Source organism: Dactylosporangium cerinum, assembly GCF_042653625.1.
GTDB classification, from domain to species: domain Bacteria; phylum Actinomycetota; class Actinomycetes; order Mycobacteriales; family Micromonosporaceae; genus Dactylosporangium; species Dactylosporangium cerinum.
The window spans coordinates 246,621-261,702 of the sequence record NZ_JBHSIU010000018.1 but is presented as its reverse complement, the minus strand read 5'-3'; the positions used below and the strand labels follow the sequence as shown (position 1 = coordinate 261,702).

At 69.7% G+C, this 15,082-nt stretch carries 14 protein-coding genes and 3 pseudogenes; 11 read left to right on the top strand and 6 right to left on the bottom strand.

Annotation, left to right across the window (positions count from 1 at the left end; genetic code table 11):
* Window positions 1–65 precede the first annotated feature (65 nt).
* The 6 genes and pseudogenes from ACFPIJ_RS16765 to ACFPIJ_RS16740 form a co-directional block, all read left to right on the top strand.
* Window positions 66–1,199: a VOC family protein gene (locus ACFPIJ_RS16765; protein WP_380115915.1), complete on the top strand. Its 1,134-nt coding sequence runs from the start codon at window positions 66–68 to the stop codon at window positions 1,197–1,199.
* Window positions 1,196–2,134: a fumarylacetoacetate hydrolase family protein gene (locus ACFPIJ_RS16760; protein WP_380115914.1), complete on the top strand. Its 939-nt coding sequence runs from the start codon at window positions 1,196–1,198 to the stop codon at window positions 2,132–2,134. Before ACFPIJ_RS16765 ends, ACFPIJ_RS16760 begins: the two co-directional genes overlap by 4 nt.
* Window positions 2,131–4,020, top strand: a complete 1,890-nt coding sequence (locus ACFPIJ_RS16755) for an acyl-CoA synthetase (RefSeq protein ID WP_380115913.1) — start codon at window positions 2,131–2,133, stop codon at window positions 4,018–4,020. The genes ACFPIJ_RS16760 and ACFPIJ_RS16755 overlap by 4 nt, the downstream gene beginning before the upstream one ends.
* A complete protein-coding gene (locus ACFPIJ_RS16750) occupies window positions 4,017–4,373 on the top strand; it encodes a DoxX family protein (RefSeq protein ID WP_380115911.1) in 357 nt (118 codons plus the stop codon). The genes ACFPIJ_RS16755 and ACFPIJ_RS16750 overlap by 4 nt, the downstream gene beginning before the upstream one ends.
* Window positions 4,370–5,875 (top strand): bifunctional 3-(3-hydroxy-phenyl)propionate/3-hydroxycinnamic acid hydroxylase MhpA, encoded by a 1,506-nt coding sequence (gene mhpA, locus ACFPIJ_RS16745; RefSeq protein WP_380115910.1) that lies wholly within the window; start codon window positions 4,370–4,372, stop codon window positions 5,873–5,875. The genes ACFPIJ_RS16750 and mhpA overlap by 4 nt, the downstream gene beginning before the upstream one ends.
* A gap of 110 nt (window positions 5,876–5,985) precedes the next feature.
* Window positions 5,986–6,287, top strand: a pseudogene (locus ACFPIJ_RS16740) (IS6 family transposase); the annotation flags it as partial.
* Between the two features lie 94 nt (window positions 6,288–6,381).
* Here ACFPIJ_RS16740 and ACFPIJ_RS16735 read toward each other — a convergent pair.
* The gene (locus ACFPIJ_RS16735) at window positions 6,382–7,023 is read right to left on the bottom strand and encodes a TetR/AcrR family transcriptional regulator (protein ID WP_380115909.1); all 642 of its coding nucleotides are present in this window, start codon (window positions 7,021–7,023) and stop codon (window positions 6,382–6,384) included.
* A gap of 102 nt (window positions 7,024–7,125) precedes the next feature.
* Between ACFPIJ_RS16735 and ACFPIJ_RS16730 the strand changes: the two genes are divergently transcribed.
* The 3 genes from ACFPIJ_RS16730 to ACFPIJ_RS16720 are packed head-to-tail and all read left to right on the top strand — an operon-like array spanning window position 7,126 to window position 9,763.
* Window positions 7,126–8,046 carry an NADP-dependent oxidoreductase gene (locus tag ACFPIJ_RS16730; RefSeq protein WP_380115908.1) on the top strand — a complete coding sequence of 307 codons (921 nt, stop codon included), beginning with the start codon at window positions 7,126–7,128 and terminating at the stop codon, window positions 8,044–8,046.
* 10 nt (window positions 8,047–8,056) lie between these two features.
* A complete protein-coding gene (locus ACFPIJ_RS16725; RefSeq protein WP_380115907.1) occupies window positions 8,057–9,079 on the top strand; it encodes an LLM class flavin-dependent oxidoreductase in 1,023 nt (340 codons plus the stop codon).
* 9 nt (window positions 9,080–9,088) lie between these two features.
* Window positions 9,089–9,763, top strand: a complete 675-nt coding sequence (locus ACFPIJ_RS16720; RefSeq protein ID WP_380115906.1) for an SDR family NAD(P)-dependent oxidoreductase — start codon at window positions 9,089–9,091, stop codon at window positions 9,761–9,763.
* On the opposite strand, the gene ACFPIJ_RS16715 is transcribed toward ACFPIJ_RS16720, so the two are convergent.
* The 3 genes from ACFPIJ_RS16715 to ACFPIJ_RS16705 form a co-directional block, all read right to left on the bottom strand.
* A complete protein-coding gene (locus ACFPIJ_RS16715) occupies window positions 9,648–10,217 on the bottom strand; it encodes an SbtR family transcriptional regulator (protein ID WP_380115905.1) in 570 nt (189 codons plus the stop codon). The two genes, ACFPIJ_RS16720 and ACFPIJ_RS16715, sit on opposite strands and share 116 nt — an antisense overlap.
* Before the next feature lie 273 nt (window positions 10,218–10,490).
* Window positions 10,491–10,838, bottom strand: coding sequence for a DUF6401 family natural product biosynthesis protein (locus ACFPIJ_RS16710; RefSeq protein ID WP_380115904.1), 348 nt, complete (start codon window positions 10,836–10,838; stop codon window positions 10,491–10,493).
* Window positions 10,839–11,070: 232 nt separating this feature from the next.
* On the bottom strand, window positions 11,071–11,988 hold the full coding sequence (locus tag ACFPIJ_RS16705) for a mechanosensitive ion channel family protein (RefSeq protein ID WP_380115903.1): 918 nt from the start codon (window positions 11,986–11,988) through the stop codon (window positions 11,071–11,073).
* A 395-nt stretch (window positions 11,989–12,383) separates the two neighbouring features.
* On the opposite strand from ACFPIJ_RS16705, the pseudogene ACFPIJ_RS16700 reads away from it, so the two are divergent.
* A pseudogene (locus ACFPIJ_RS16700) lies at window positions 12,384–12,863 on the top strand (helix-turn-helix domain-containing protein); the annotation flags it as partial.
* Here the strand turns inward: ACFPIJ_RS16700 and ACFPIJ_RS16695 are convergent.
* Window positions 12,846–13,313, bottom strand: a pseudogene (locus ACFPIJ_RS16695) (IS701 family transposase); the annotation flags it as partial. The pseudogenes ACFPIJ_RS16700 and ACFPIJ_RS16695 overlap by 18 nt on opposite strands.
* Window positions 13,314–13,508: 195 nt before the next feature.
* Between ACFPIJ_RS16695 and ACFPIJ_RS16690 the strand changes: the two are divergent.
* On the top strand, window positions 13,509–14,699 hold the full coding sequence (locus ACFPIJ_RS16690) for an IS630 family transposase (RefSeq protein WP_380115902.1): 1,191 nt from the start codon (window positions 13,509–13,511) through the stop codon (window positions 14,697–14,699).
* A 71-nt stretch (window positions 14,700–14,770) separates the two neighbouring features.
* Here ACFPIJ_RS16690 and ACFPIJ_RS16685 read toward each other — a convergent pair whose 3' ends face one another.
* On the bottom strand, window positions 14,771–15,043 hold the full coding sequence (locus ACFPIJ_RS16685; RefSeq protein ID WP_380115901.1) for a hypothetical protein: 273 nt from the start codon (window positions 15,041–15,043) through the stop codon (window positions 14,771–14,773).
* Window positions 15,044–15,082 lie beyond the last annotated feature (39 nt).

The window sequence follows — 15,082 nt, the reverse complement described above, 5'->3', positions numbered from 1 at the left end:
GACGCTTGACTGACGGTACGCTCGGAAGTGACGATTTCGTCATCGTTACGGAGGGGGCGGTCAAGGTGATCGACCAGCATGACCCGCACACCGGTCTGCACAGTGAGCAGGGCGCCCTGCGTGGCGAGCATCCGGGCAGAGCGCGCAACCCGATCGTCAAGGTCCGCGACCTGGCCTGGCTGGAGTTCGAGAAGCCGGACCTTGATCGGGCCGAGGTGTTCGCCCGGGCCTTCGGCTTCACGGTGTCGCTGCGCACCCAGGACGAGCTGCAGTTGCGCGGTGCCGATGCGGGTGTGCCCTGCGTGCTCATTCGCCGGGGCGCCCGCTCGCGGTTCATCGGCCCCGCCTTCATGGCCGCCGAACCGACGGACGTGCTGCGGCTCGCGGACGTGACCGGCAGGACCGTCACCGCGCTCCCGGAGAGCGTGGGCGGGGTGACAGTGGATCTGATCGACCCGAGCGCGGCGCGCGTACGCGTGGTCGCGGACACGCACGAACTCCCCGCGCTGCCCACCCAGCAGCCGCTGACGGTCAACGTCGGACACGACGTGACGCGGGTGAACGCCACCCAACGGCCGCCACGGGAGTCGGCCGCGGTGCAGCGGCTCGGTCACGTCGTGCTGCAGACCACGAAGTACCTCGCGACGCTCGACTGGTATCTCGAGCACCTGGGCCTGATCGTCAGCGACTTCCTCTACTACCAGGGACAGCGTGAGCGCGGCCCAGTCATGAGCTTCATCCGCTGCGACCGTGGCAGCACGCCCACCGACCACCACACACTCGCGATGGTCCTCGGCCCGGCCAACCGCTACGTGCACTCGGCCTACCAGGTCTCCGACCTCGACTCGCTGGCCGCCGGCGGCGAGTACCTGCTCGAGCGGGGCTACCGGCGGTCCTGGGGGATCGGCCGGCACATCCAGGGCAGCCAGCTCTTCGACTACTGGCGCGACCCGGACGGATTCCTGGTCGAGCACTTCAGCGACGGCGACCTGTTCGACTGCACGCTCGAGCCGGGCTGGGCGCCGATGACCGCCTCGGGTCTCGCCCAGTGGGGTCCGCCCGCGACCAAGGACTTCCTCGGCATCAAACCCGGCCGGGAAGCGTTTCGCGAGCTGCGCGCCGTCATCGGCGCGCTGCGCCAGGACAACGAGTTCGACCTCCACCGCCTCCGCGGTCTGCTGAAAGTAGCCACCTCATGAGCATTTCCGTCCTGCATACCGCTGACGCCTGGTGGGTGCTCACCTCCACCGGCGCCGCTAAGGTGAACACCAGGGCCACGACCACCGCTGGCCTGCTGGCCGACCGGCAGGCGGTCCTCGCGGCCGCGACGAGCGGGGACACCGTTCCGGTCGACGGCCTCGCTCCGGTCTCCCCGGTGACGGCGCCCTGCCGCGTCGCCGCCCAGATGACGAACTTCGCCTCCCACGTCAAGGACACGAACGGGAATCCCGGGACCGTCCCGTTGACGTTCTTCCGCAAGACGTCGGGCTCGGTCAGTGGCCCGTTCGACGACGTGGTCCGCCCCGGCCACGTGCGGCTGCTGGACTACGAGGTGGAGATCGGGCTCGTCTTCGGCCGCGAGATGCCCGTCGGCACGACCGTCACCGCGGACAATGTTGCCGACTACGTCGCGGGCCTGGTGGTCACCAACGACATCTCGGCGCGTGACGTGCAGCTTCCGCAGACGCAGTTCTACGAGGCCAAGTCGTACCCGACGTTCACCCCGGTCGGCCCCGCGCTGGTGCTGCTCGACGCCGACGAACTCAAGCGGTTCGCCGACCTGCGGCTGCAGTTGTGGGTCAACGGCGAACTCCGGCAGAACATGACGGCCGCCGACATGATCTACCAGCCCGTCCAGACGCTGCAGGCGCTGACCCGCTTCCAGCGACTCGACCCCGGTGACCTGCTGCTGACCGGCACGCCCGTCGGGACGGCCCTGAGCGCGCCGCCGAAGCCGGTCGAGATCGTCGCCTCGCTGCTGCCACCCGCAGTGAAGTGGAAGCTCTTCTTCCGCGGCCAGGCCCGCAACCCCAGGTATTTGAAGGACGGCGATGTCGTCGAGACCGCGATCGCCACCGACGACGGCGCGATCGACCTCGGCCGGCAGCGCACGGTCGTGAGGTACGCCCGATGACCGAGGACCTGCTGTGGCCGGACTACGCCACGCCCGACGATCTCGCCGCGATCGAGGCCGTGCCGCTCGAGGCGCGGGGGCTGCCCGAATCGACCTACGCATTGCTCGCACGAGCGGCGAGGCGCTGGCCGGACCGCACGGCGATCGCCGTGCTGCCCGACGCCGACCGCTGGCAGGAGCCGCTGCGCCGCACCTTCGCCGAACTGCTGGCTGATGTCCACCGGTACGCCAACCTGCTGCACGATTTCGGAGTGCGGCGCGGTGACGCCGTCGCTCTGATGGCACCGAACTGCGCCGAACTGATCATCGCGACGCTGGCCGCGCAGCTTGCCGGGATCGCGGCGCCCCTGGGCGGCGGCCTGTCCCGGCAGCACCTCGCCGAACTGCTCCGGCGCTCCGGCGCCCGTGTGCTGGTCGCGGCCGGGCCCGACCTCGCGCCGGACACCTGGGACACCGCGCAGGCGCTCGCCCGCGACGGCCTGCTCGAAGCCGTCCTCGTGCTCCGGCCCACCGGGGCGGCGGGCATGCCCGAGCCGCTGCCCGCCGTCGACGGCGTGCGCATCGGCTACCTCGGCGAGCTTGCCGCCGTCATGGACCCGTCCGCCATCGAGGGTGACCTGCCCCGATCCTTGGATCTGGCCGCGATGTTCCACACCGGCGGCACCACCGGTGCCCCGAAACTGGCGGCGCACACCCACGCCAACGAGGTCACCGATGCCTGGATGCTGGCCGCCAGTTCACTGTTCGACGCCGAGACCGTGGTCTTCGCAGCGCTTCCGCTGTTCCACGTGAACGCGCTCGTCGTCACCCTGCTCGCGCCCCTGTTCAAGGGGCAGACGGTGGTGTGGGCCGGCCCGCTGGGCTACCGCGAGCCTGCACTGTACGGCGAGTTCTGGAAGGTCGTCGAGCGTTATCGGATCGCAGCCATGAGCGCGGTGCCGACCGTGTACGCCGCGCTGGCACAGTGCCCGGTCGACGCCGACATCAGCAGCCTGCGGTTCCCGATGGTAGGGGCCGCGCCGCTGCCCGCCGCGGTCCGGGACAGCTTTCAGGCCCGCAGCGGGGCGATCCTGGTCGAGGGATACGGGCTGACCGAGGCGACCTGCGCGAGCGCGCGCAGCTTCCCAGAAGCATCGCGGCCACGCTCAGTCGGGCAGCGCCTGCCCTACCAGCAGATGAGGGTGATGCGTGCCGGCGCCGACGGAACCTGGGTGGACCTGCCCGCCGGCGAGAAAGGTCTGCTGGCAATCAGTGGCCCCACTGTCTTCCCCGGCTACGTCACCGGCCGTGACGGCAACGGCCACGTCCTGGACGGCCTCGGCAAGCTGGTCGACGGCTGGCTGGACACCGGTGACCTCGCAGGCATCGACGATGACGGCTTCGTATACCTCTCCGGCCGGGCCAAGGACCTCATCATCCGCGGCGGGCACAACATCGACCCCGCTGTCATCGAGGACGCGCTGCTGGCCCACCCGCAGGTCACCGCGGCCGGCGCGGTCGGGCGCCCCGACGCCCACGCCGGCGAGGTACCCGTCGCCTACGTCAGCCTCGCCTCCGGCGCCACGGTGACCGAGAACGACCTGCGTGACTGGGCACGCGAGCGGGTGCCGGACCCCGCCGCGGCACCCAAGGCCGTGACGGTCCTCGACGCGCTGCCCGTCACCGCCGTGGGCAAGCTGTACAAACCCGTGCTGCGGGCGGACGCCACCCGTAGGCAACTCCTCGCTGCGCTCGACGAGATCGCCGGGGTGCACGACATCGAAATCACGATCGAGGGCAGCGCCATCGTCACCACCGTCAAGGTCGCTCCGTCCGCCGACGAGGCGGCCATCAAGGCCGTCCTGGGCCGTTATGCCATCGAATGGCGATTGGTGGTGCTGTCATGACAACTACGTCCGCCATCCTCGCGGGGCTGCTCGCGTTGGTCTTCCTCGCCCTGGGCACGGCCAAGATCCTGGCGCTGGCGCCGATGCGCGAGCGGGCCGCGGAGGCAGGCTTCTCCACCGCCTCCTATCGCCGCATCGGCGTGCTCGAGATCGCCGGCGCGGCGGGATTGCTCACCGGCCTGATCGAGCCGCTGATCGGCGGTCTGGCCGGTGCCGGCCTGCTGCTCATGCTCGGCGGAGCCCTCGTTGTGCACCTGCGCAACGGCGACGGCACACGGAAGTTCACCCCCGCCGTCATCTGCGGAGTCCTCGTCGCCGCCTACCTGATGCTCCTGTTCGGTGCGACGCGGTGAGCGCGGTTCCTGTGGTGATCATCGGCGCTGGCCCCACCGGGCTCACCGCCGCGACGCTGCTCGGCCAGTACGGCGTCGATTGCCTGGTGCTCGAGCGGTGGGGGGCGGTGTACCCGCAGCCCCGCGCGGTCGCCCTCGACGACGAGGTCCACCGCATCCTCGCGCGCATCGGGCTCCGCGACGAGTTCGCCGCAATCTCCAGGCCGCACAAGGGGCTGCGGCTCCTCGACCGGAGGATGCGGGTGCTGGCCGAATTCCGGCGCGACGGCGAGCACGGCCGGCACGGCTACCCGGAAGGGAGCATGTTCGACCAGCCCGAGTTGGAGACGATCCTCCGCAGCAATCTCCAGCAGTACGGCAGCGTGACCCTCCGCGGCAGCACCGAGGTCACCGCCCTCACCCAGCAAGCCGGCGGCGTGCGGGTCGACTTCACCGACCAGATCACCGGCAGGCCGGACCACGTGCTCGCGCAGTACGCCCTGGGCTGCGACGGCGCCAACAGCCTGACCAGGACCTCGATCGGCGTCACCATGCGGGATCTGAAGTTCACGCAACACTGGCTCGTCGTCGACGTGGTCACCGACGCCGACCTCGGCCAGTGGGAAGGCGTGCACCAGGTCTGCGACCCCGTCCGCGCGGCCACGTACATGCGCGTCGGGCAGACCCGCTACCGCTGGGAGTTCCGCCTGACGCCAGGTGCAACGGCCGAACACTACCGCGACATCACCAGGTTGCATCCGTTGGTCACGCCGTGGACCAAGGACATCCCCGCCGAGGCGCTGCAGATCGTACGGGCGGCCGAGTACACCTTCCGCGGGCAGGTCGCCGACCGGTGGCGCGACCGGCGGGTTTTTCTGCTCGGCGACGCCGCCCACCTCACCCCACCGTTCATCGGCCAAGGCATGGCGGCCGGGCTGCGCGACGCGATGAACCTCGCCTGGAAGCTCGCCGGCGTGCTCGACGGGACCCTGCCCGACACCGTGCTCGACACCTACGAGATCGAACGCCAGGCACACGCCCGCTCAATGATCAGGCTGGCGATACTGCTCGGCGCCGCGATGACGGGGGGCGGCAAGCTCGGCAACATCATCCGTCATGTGGTGGCGCCGCGGTGGCGCCTCATACCCGGCCTCAGGCAGCGGGTCATGCACAGCGAGACACCTGCGCTTCGCCGGTCCGCGCTGGTGGTACGGCAAGTGCTGCGCCGCACCCTGGCCGGCACACTGTGCCCGAACGTGGTCCTCGACGGCGCCCGCCGTTTCGACGACGTGGCCGCGGGCCGGTTCGCGATCGTCACGTCCGTCACGCCGTCCGCCGCGCAACGAGCCGCAATCGAAGGCTGCGGCGCAGCTCTCGTCGTTGCCCGACCTGGCAGTGAGCTCCATCGCTGGCTGCGGCAAGGCGGCGCGCACGCCGCCGTCGTGCGCCCCGACGGCACGGTCATGCGCTCTGGGCGCGACCTGTCGGAGCTGTGCACCGCCCTGCCGGGTCCGTTGCATTAATCGATGCCCTGGTCAGGCAGGCTTGAACGGTGAAGTACTCGAACCGCCGACGTCCAGTCCTGCCACCGCGGTCAGCGTTCGCCGGGTTCCGGTTCCCGCCTGACATCATCATGGTCGCCGTCCGGCGCTTCTTGCGCTACAACCTGTCGTACCGCGACGTCGAGGAGCTGCTACTCGAGCGTGGTGTCGAGGTCGACCATGTCACCGTCTTCCGGTGGGTGCAGCGGTTCACGCCGCTGCTGGCCGACGCAGCCAGATTCGGCCGGCATGCGCCTTGGCGACAGATGGTTCACATGAGACCTATGTCAAGGTCAGCGGCGTCTGGCGGTATGTGTACCGCGCCGTCGATCAGGATGGGCAGGTCATCGACGTGCTCGTCTCCGCCCGCCGCGACGCTGCGGCGGCACGACGGAAGACCGGTCGGCACTCGCTTCAACGCGCCCTCCGATCGGCAAATGCAACAGCGCCCTTCCGCCTCCCGGGCGGTGACCACCGGCCGGGTTCGGTCAGCGTTTGTCCGGGGCGAAGCGGAGCATCGCCCGGTACATGCGGCGGGGCGCCGCCTGGGGCGGCAGCGGCTCGGCCGTGGTGGCGGCGCAGGCCTGCAGGAAGTACGCGACGAGGCGGCGTGAGGTCTCGGGGGCGGCGTCGGCGGTGGCGGTGAGGACGCCGGCGTTGGCCATCAGGAACATGACCATGTCCTCGGCGACGAAGTCGGCGCGGAGCCGGCCGGCGGCTTTGGCGCGCTCGACCACGACCAGGAAGTCGGCGAAGGAGCGGTCCCGGTCGGCCTCGAAGCGTTTGGCGGTGGGGAAGCTCATGGTCAGCACCAGGTTGAAGCCGCGGTCCTCGGCCTGCATCGCGCAGACCCGTTCGACGTACCCGCGGAACCCCTGCCACGGGTCCGGCTCGGCGAGCGCGTCGCGGGCGATGCCGGCGTACGCGGCCATCTTCTGCTCGAACGCGGCGGCGACGAGGTCGGCGCGCGTCGGGTAACGCCGGTAGAGCGTGCCGACGCCGACGCCCGCGCGGCGGGCGACCTCGTCCATGGGCACGTCGAGTCCGCACTCGGCGAATGCCTCCCGTGCCGCGGTGATGATGCGCTGCCGGTTGCGTTCGGCGTCCACGCGCAGGCCCGGCGTTGTCATGTGGGTCACGATACCGGCAAGTGGAGGATGTCGTCCACTTGTCTGCTACGCTCGGTCACACAAGTGGAAGGAAGCGTCCACTTCTTGTCTCCGGAGGTTTTCATGCGTGCTGTCGTCACTGCTGAGCAGGGCGCGAGCCCGACGCTGGCTGAGCTGGCCACGCCCGAGCCGGGCGCCGGCGAGGTGCTGGTGCGGGTCGAGGCGTCGTCGCTGAACGGGTTCGACACCGCGGTCGCCGCTGGGTACCTGGCCGGGATGATGGAGCACCGCTACCCGGTGGTTCTCGGTAAGGACTTCGCCGGCACGGTCGAGGCCGTCGGCGACGGCGTGACCCGCTTCGCCGTCGGCGACCGGGTGTTCGGCGTGGTCACGAAGGCGTTCCTCGGCGACGGCGGCTTCGGCGACTACGTGGTCGTCGGCGACGAGGTCGGCACGGCTGCGATCCCGGCCGGCCTGGACACCGTCATCGCCGGCGTCCTGGGCCTGGCCGGTACCGCCGCCGTCGACGCGCTCACCGCGTCCGCTCCCCGGGCGGGCGAGACCGTGCTGATCAGCGGCGCGACCGGCGGCGTCGGCGCGATCGCGGTCCAGTACGCCGCCGCGGCCGGCGCCCGGGTCATCGCCACCGCCCGCCCCGGCGCGGAGACGGACCTGGTCCGCTCGCTCGGCGCGACCGAGGTCGTCGACCACACCGGCGACCTCGCCGCGCAGGTCCGCGACCTCGCCCCGGACGGCGTGGACGTGGTGCTGCACCTGGCCGGCGACGGCGCCGCCCTGGCCACCCTGCTCGCGGAGAAGGGGCGCCTCGCCAGCACCCTCGGCCTCGGCCCGGACCAGCACCCGGCCGCCACCGCGGTCATGGCCCACCCGGCCCCCGCGACGCTGGACCGGCTCGCCGCCGACGCTGCCGCGGGACGGATCACTGTCCCGGTCGCCCGCACCTACCCACTTGCGGAGGTGCCGGCAGCGTTCGGCGACTTCGCGGGCGGCACCCTCGGCAAGCTCGCCATCACCTTCGACTGATTCGCGCGTCATGGAACTCGGCATCCTGTCGCTGAGCGACCTGCAGACCAGCCGCGACACCGGACGCAAGGTCGGTGCGGCCCAGCGGATCGCGGACACCATCGAATACGCCGTCCTCGGTGAGGAACTCGGGCTGGACGTGTTCGCGCTCGGCGAGCATCACAGCCTCGACTTCGCTGTGTCGTCCCCGGCCGTGGTCCTCGCCGCGATCGCCGCCCGCACCCAGCGGATCCGCCTCACCAGCGCCGTGACGGTGCTCAGCGTCCTCGACCCGGTCCGGGTCTATCAGGACTTCGCGACGCTGGACCTGGTCAGCGCCGGACGGGCCGAGATCATCGCCGGCCGCAGCGCGTTCACCGAACCGTTCGCGCTCTTCGGCGAGGACATGGCCGACTACGACGCGCTGTACGCGGAGAAGATCGACCTGCTGCTGCGGCTGCGCGCCGACGACCACGTCACCTGGACCGGGAAGTTCCGGCCACCGTTGCGGGACGCGCCGATCGCGCCCCGCGCGGTCCAGACCGAAATGCCGGTCTGGGCCGGGGTCGGCGGCTCACCCGGCAGCGCGGTCCGGGCTGGGCTGCTCGGCCTGCCGATGATCCTCGGCTACATCGGCGGGCCGCTCAGCCACGCCAAACAGGCCGTGGACCTGTACCGGGAAACGGGCGAACGCGCCGGGCACCCGGAGCGGCTGAGGGTCGGCATCTCCACCCACTTCTTCGCCGGCGCCACCGCGAAAGCCGCCCGCGACGTGTACCCGTACTACCACGAATATCTGCGGCCGAAGACACCCGGCGGGCGCGGCTTCCTGGTGAACCGGGCCGCGTTCGAGGCCGGCACCGCCCGCGGCCAGGCCATCATGGTCGGCTCGGCCGAGGAGATCGCCGAGAAGATCCTCGACGCCCGGGACATGCTCGGCATCGACCGGTTCTTCGGCCAGTTCGACTGGGGCGGCCTGCCCCGCAGCCTGGTCGAGGAGTCCCTGCACCGCTACGGCACCGAGATCGCCCCGGCCGTCCGCACCGCCACCTGAAGGAGATCCATGCCCGTCATCGCTGTCATCGGGGCCGGTCCCGGCCTCGGACTGTCCATCGCGAAACGGTTCGGCCGCGAAGGCTTCGCCGTCGGCCTCGTATCGCGCACCCAGCAGCACCTCGACACGCTTACCGCGACCCTGACCGCCGCCGGTATCCAGGCTGCCGGGTTCGCTGCGGACGCGACCGATCCCGCCGCCCTCGGCGGGGCGGTTGAGCAGATCGCCGCCCGGTTCGGCCCGATCGACGTGCTCAGCTTCTCCCCGAGCGCCCCCGACAACGCCGACCTGCGGCCGGTCGGTATCACCGACGTCACCCTCGCCGCCGTGCAGCCGCAACTGGAGTTCTACCTGGGCGGCGGGCTCGCCGCAGCCCAGCAGGTACTACCCGCGATGACCGAGCGCGGTGCCGGCACGATCCTGTTCACCACCGGCGGTACCTCCGCCGACCCCGGCATGATGCCCGCCTTCGGCAACATCGCCATCGGCGCCGGCGCCCTGCGCACCTACGCCCTCAGCCTGCACGCCGCGGTCGCCGAACACGGCGTCCACGTCGCGCACATCCCGCTCAGCGTGTGGATCGGCCGCGGCGGACCCGAGACCCAGCCCGACACCATCGCCGAGCACTACTGGACCGTCTACACCTCGGCAGAAGGCGCGGAGCACCCGTACGCCGCCCTATGACCGAGGTCCGGCCGCCGGGCGCGGCTGGGCGCTGGGCAGGCCACTGCCGGGCGATCGCGTCGGCCTCTGCCGGGTTCAGCGGGATGCCGAGCTCGCCGGTCTCCGGCGACCGGCGCAGACCGTTGATCAGCAGCTGCAGATAGCGCTGGTACGCGTAGGGGCGGACGGCGTGACCGTGGCGGGCCACCTCGCTGACCATCATCAGCCGCAGCTGCACGTCCTCGACGGTGACGTCGGTACGCAGCGAGCCCTCGGCATGCGCCTGTTCGAGGATCTGGCGGATCAGCGGCTCGATCCGGTCGCGGATCCGGTCGATGGGCGAGAAGCCGAGGTCGGGGGATGCCCCGGAGTCGGCGCCGAGAGCCAGGTCACGCAGCCCGCGGTCGGTGGCGTGCATCTGCGCGGCGTGCCGCAGGAACGTCGTGAGTCTCTCCCAGCCGGTCGGCGCCCGCAACGCTCCTCGACCACGCGGCCGTGCTCCTCCAGCCGCTCTTCGAAGGCGACCGCCAGCAGCGATTCCTTGGTCGGGAAGCGCCGGCAGGCGGTGCCGACGCCGACGCCCGCCCGGTGCGCCACGTCGTCGTGCCGGGACAACCGGCACGCACGGTTCTTAGGTGGCCCCGGCGCAGCAGTGCGCCGGGGCTACCCGACGCTGATTACAGTCGGCTCAAACAGCGGTTGAGACCGATGCGCAGCCGGACGGGTTTAGGCGCCGCTGCTCCTGCCTCTACGCCATGGCGCTGAAGGCCAAGCCGCACAGAGCCGTGAGCCGGACCGTAACGCCGTCTGCGCCGACCCAGCCCGCCAGATCGTGCTGCGGCGGTTGCCATCCGCGGTCGGTCGCCCCGTCCAGTAGTCCGTCGGCGTAGCTGGCCAACGCTGCGAGCGTCGGCCGACGGCCGCGGATGCCGAGCAGGTCCCGCACCTCGGCTGCGTGCTGGTCGACCTGCGCCGACAGGCCGGGAATCACAGCTGCTGCCGCGAGCCCGGCGGCGCCGATCCGTCGGTGGAGGCGGTCGAGCAGCATCTGCACGGTCGCGTGGTCGGCGCCCAGGTTCGAGGCGGGGATGCTCATGAAGTACGACCATAGAGCGGCCGTACCGGGGCGAAAAGACCGCAACCGCTCCTTTACCGGCATCATGACCGTTCGGCTGCCGACCGACTGGCCGACCGGGCGAGTCCGGGACGATCCGCTTGACCCGGCAACCTGGCAGGCATGCGGGACTGCCGGGTTGCCGCTGACACGAGCGGCGGTGGCATGGCCCGGGAGGGCCGCAACCACCACCGCCGCGGTCGAGCACCCCGCGCTACCGGGCTGTGGGGGGCCGTTGATCGGTCTGTGGCGGCACGGCCCGTGTGTCGTCATCCGCCGCGGACGGTGGCGACGGTGGGCGGGTGGCACGTTGGCCGGACTGGTCGCGGTACGCCGAAGAGGCTTGCTGGCCAGCGGCGACCGGCGTGGCGGCGGGCTGCGGCTTTTCTGCCATCAGTCGGTCGGCGTCGCTCTGGCCGGCCGTGTACGCCTTCGAGAGTTCGGAGCGGCGGGCCGACTCTGTCTCCACCCGGTCCAGCCATCTGTCCCAGCGCGCCTGCATCGGCTTCACCAGTCCGCCGCCGACGCCGACGATCAAGATGCCGGCCACGGTGGCGAGAACCGCGATCAGGACGGGGGTCGTGACAGTGGTCGCCACCCCGATCTGGTTGAGCGCGGCGATGACGCCGATACCGAGGATGAACACGGAGGCGATGTTCGCCACGGCGCGGCCGTAGGAGAATCCTCCCAACGCTGTAGCAACGATGTCTCTCACTGCGGAGGCGATGGCCGCGGCGACCACGATGATCAGGATCGCGACGAAGAGCCGCGGCAGCCAGGCGATCACAGCCGAGATGAGCGTGGAAACCGCATTCGGGCCCCAGATGTCGAACGCTATCCGCAGGGTGATCAGCAGCACCGCGTAGAAGACGAGCTGTGCAACGATGCCGGAGGCGTCGTAGCGGGACCGCGCCAGGCCTGTCTTGAGACCGCCGCGTTCTACCAGCCGGTCGAAGCCGACACGCTCCAGCAACTTGTCGACCGCCGTGCGCAGCAGGCGAGCCACCAGGTACCCGACGATCAGGATGACGATGAATGCGATCGCCCGAGGAAGGAAGGCAGCCGCGGATTGGAGCATGTTGCTCAGCGGGTTGCTGATGTCCACACTCCGCACGGCGAGGTAGTCGGACATTGTGACTCCTCGATTGTGGCCAGTGACTGGACCAGCCCCATACCCGATAAATCACCCGAAAACCAAAAATCACCACACCAGCCGGTCGCTCGGAGCACTCGAAACCGCAGCACCTTGATGTGTCACGGTGATCGCCGAGGGTCGGCGACCGTGTCCGCGGGCCGTGTCGCCCTCGGCGGAGTGCTACCTGACGTTGCACGGGCGCATGGCGCCCACCGGGTCACCGCCGTGCCAGGGCACGCTGGCGGCTCGCCAGCCGGTGCCGCTGACCCGCACGGCATCTCGGCACCTACTGCTGCCAGCGGTGTAGACAGCAGGCGGTCGATATGGCACGCCGTTGTCCTGCCTAGGTTCTGGCTTGTCGAAGGTCAGAACTGTGTTGGCGGGAGAACGGCGTGCGTCAGGCAAGGTTATGGGCCCGGCTGGCGGGAGTCGAGAAGGCGGTCGTTGAGCGTGTCGTCTTCGACGAGGGCGACGGTGTGGTGGTGTCGGTGCGGCCGGCTCGAGATCAGCGGCGCCGGTGTGGGGTGTTGCCGGCGGAGGTGCCCGGTTATGACCAGGGGCAGGGACGGCGTCGTTGGCGTGCGCTGGATCTGGGTCAGGTGCGGGTGTTCGTGGAGGCGGACGCGCCGCGGGTGCGTTGTCCGCGGCACGGGGTCGTGGTGGCGGCGGTGCCGTGGGCGCGGCACGGCGCTGGGCATACCTACGCGTTCGGCGAGCAGGTTGCGTGGCTGGTCACGCAGTGCTCCAAGACCGCGGTGACGCAGTTGATGCGCGTCAGCTGGCGCACGGGCGGCGCGATCGTGGCCCGGGTGTGGGCAGACGTCGACAGTCTGGTCGATCGGCTGGCCGGGCTGCGCCGCATCGGCATCGACGCCCGCCTCCCGTCGTTGCGGCAGATCGTCGCACCAGGTCCTGGGCAGATGCAGCTCCCGGTCCAGCAGCACCCGTCCACGCGGACTTGCATAGGCTAGGAATACGCCCAGCTGGCAGTTCTCGATCCTGCCGGCGGTGCCGGAGTACTGCCGCTGGACTCCAGCGGACTTGACGCCCTTCTTCAGGAATCCGGTCTCGTCGACGATGAGCACCCCATCGGGATCGCCGATCCGCGCGGCGACATAACTGCGCAGGTCGTCGCGGATCTCGTCGGCATCCCAGCATGCCGCGTTGAGCAGCCGCTGCATCTTGTCCGGCGCCCGGTCGCCCGCCGCCTCCGCGAGGGTCCAGCCGTTCTTGTCCGCCAGCGGCGACAACAGCCCGAGCAGATAACTGCGCGCCTGCCGACGCGGTTCCACCCGACCGAACCGAGGGGCGAGATCCGCCATCAAGTCCTCGAAGTCAGACAGTCAAACGGGAGCTGCGCGAATCGACACGACACAACAGTCTACATAGGATGATCAATTGGTCGATATCAGGCGATGGAAGCGCGTGATCAAGCCTCAGACCAGCAAAGATGTCAGACCCAGAAGTGCGGCTGGAGTGCTAGTGCCGCATCAGATAACCATTGCCCGTTTTGACGGGTGACGCTGCGGTGTGGCTTCCGCTCGGATGCCGCTGGCGATTTCAAGCTGGTGGTCGTGGCCGAACGAGTGCGGGTCCGGGAGATCGATGATGACGAGGGACAGCGGCTGCTGCGTATCGTGCGGCGAGGTACCGGGTCGGTGGTGACCTGGCGGCGGGCACAGATGGTACTGCTGTCCGCGCAGGGCATGGACCCGGTAAAGATCGCCCGGGTGACGTTCACCAGCCCGGACCGGGTCCGGGACGTGATCAGCAACTTCAACAGCGGCGGGTTCGACTCGCTGTATCCGAAGTACGCCGGCGGCCGACCACCGGTCTTTACCCTGCCGGCACGCAGGGAGATCAAGAAGATCGCCAAGTCCAAGCCGGCCGAACACGGCCTGCCGTTCTCGACCTGGAGCCTGGCCAAGCTGGCCGACTTCCTGGTCGCTGAGGGGGTGGTCGACGACATCAGCCACGAGGGCCTGCGAGAGGTTCTGCGTAAGGAAGGCGTCTCATTTCAACGGATAAAGACTTGGAAGACCTCACGCGACCCCGACTATCAGGTCAAGAAGGCGCGGGTCGAGCACTTGTACGCGATCGCCGACGGTGACGTCGCAGCCGAGCCGGGCGAACCGGCGGTGGTGTTCAGCATGGACGAGTTCGGTCCACTGAACCTGCAACCCCATCCCGGCCGGCAATGGGCCGAACGCGGTGGCCGGCACAAGGACCCCGATCGGCAACCCCGGCCCAGGCGGCGGGCGACTTACACCCGCCCACACGGGGTACGTCACTTGTTCGCCGCCCTGGAATTGGGGCGCGACACGATGTACGGGCACGTCAAGAAAAGCAAGAAGCGGGCCCAGTTCCTGGAGTTCTGCCGGTACCTGCGTAGCCTGCACCCGACCGAGGTGCGTATCACGACCATCGCCGACAACTACAGCCCGCACCTGAGCACCAAGGCCGACACCTCCGTCGGAGACTGGGCAGCGGCCAACAATGTGGAGATCGCCTACACCCCCACCAATTCGTCGTGGCTCAACCGCATCGAGGCCCAGTTCACCGCGTTGCGGTACTTCACTCTCGACGGCACCGACCACCAGAGCCACCGCGAACAGGCCAGCATGATCCGCCGCTACATCGCTTGGCGGAACCGCAACACCGACAACCCTCGGCTACGAAAGATCGTTCGGAAGGCAAGCGTCGCCTGAAGCGGAAGAAACGCGGCCAGAACAGCTTCAGAGAGGTGCACGTTCTCCGGTAGCGCAGTTCCGATCCCGTGTCACGTCTGTGATGCCCTGCGGCGCCGTAACTCTCGCAGCCATTCACGCACCTGGTCATCGTCATGCAGGTAGCCCCCACCCAGTCCATCTGGGAGGTCAATGCCATGCAGCAGATTCAGCGCCCACCAAGTCAGGTCATCCCAGACGAGGGCGTCGTCTCCGACCCAACGTGCGGCCCAGCGGTCGGCTTCATCCCGGCTCACCCGCCCCTCAACGACTGCGACGAAGAGTGCTTCGACCTCATCAAGAACCGGCTGACCGCCGAAACTCATGGAGCAACCGTACCGCCGGGGCAAACGTTGCCTGACGCG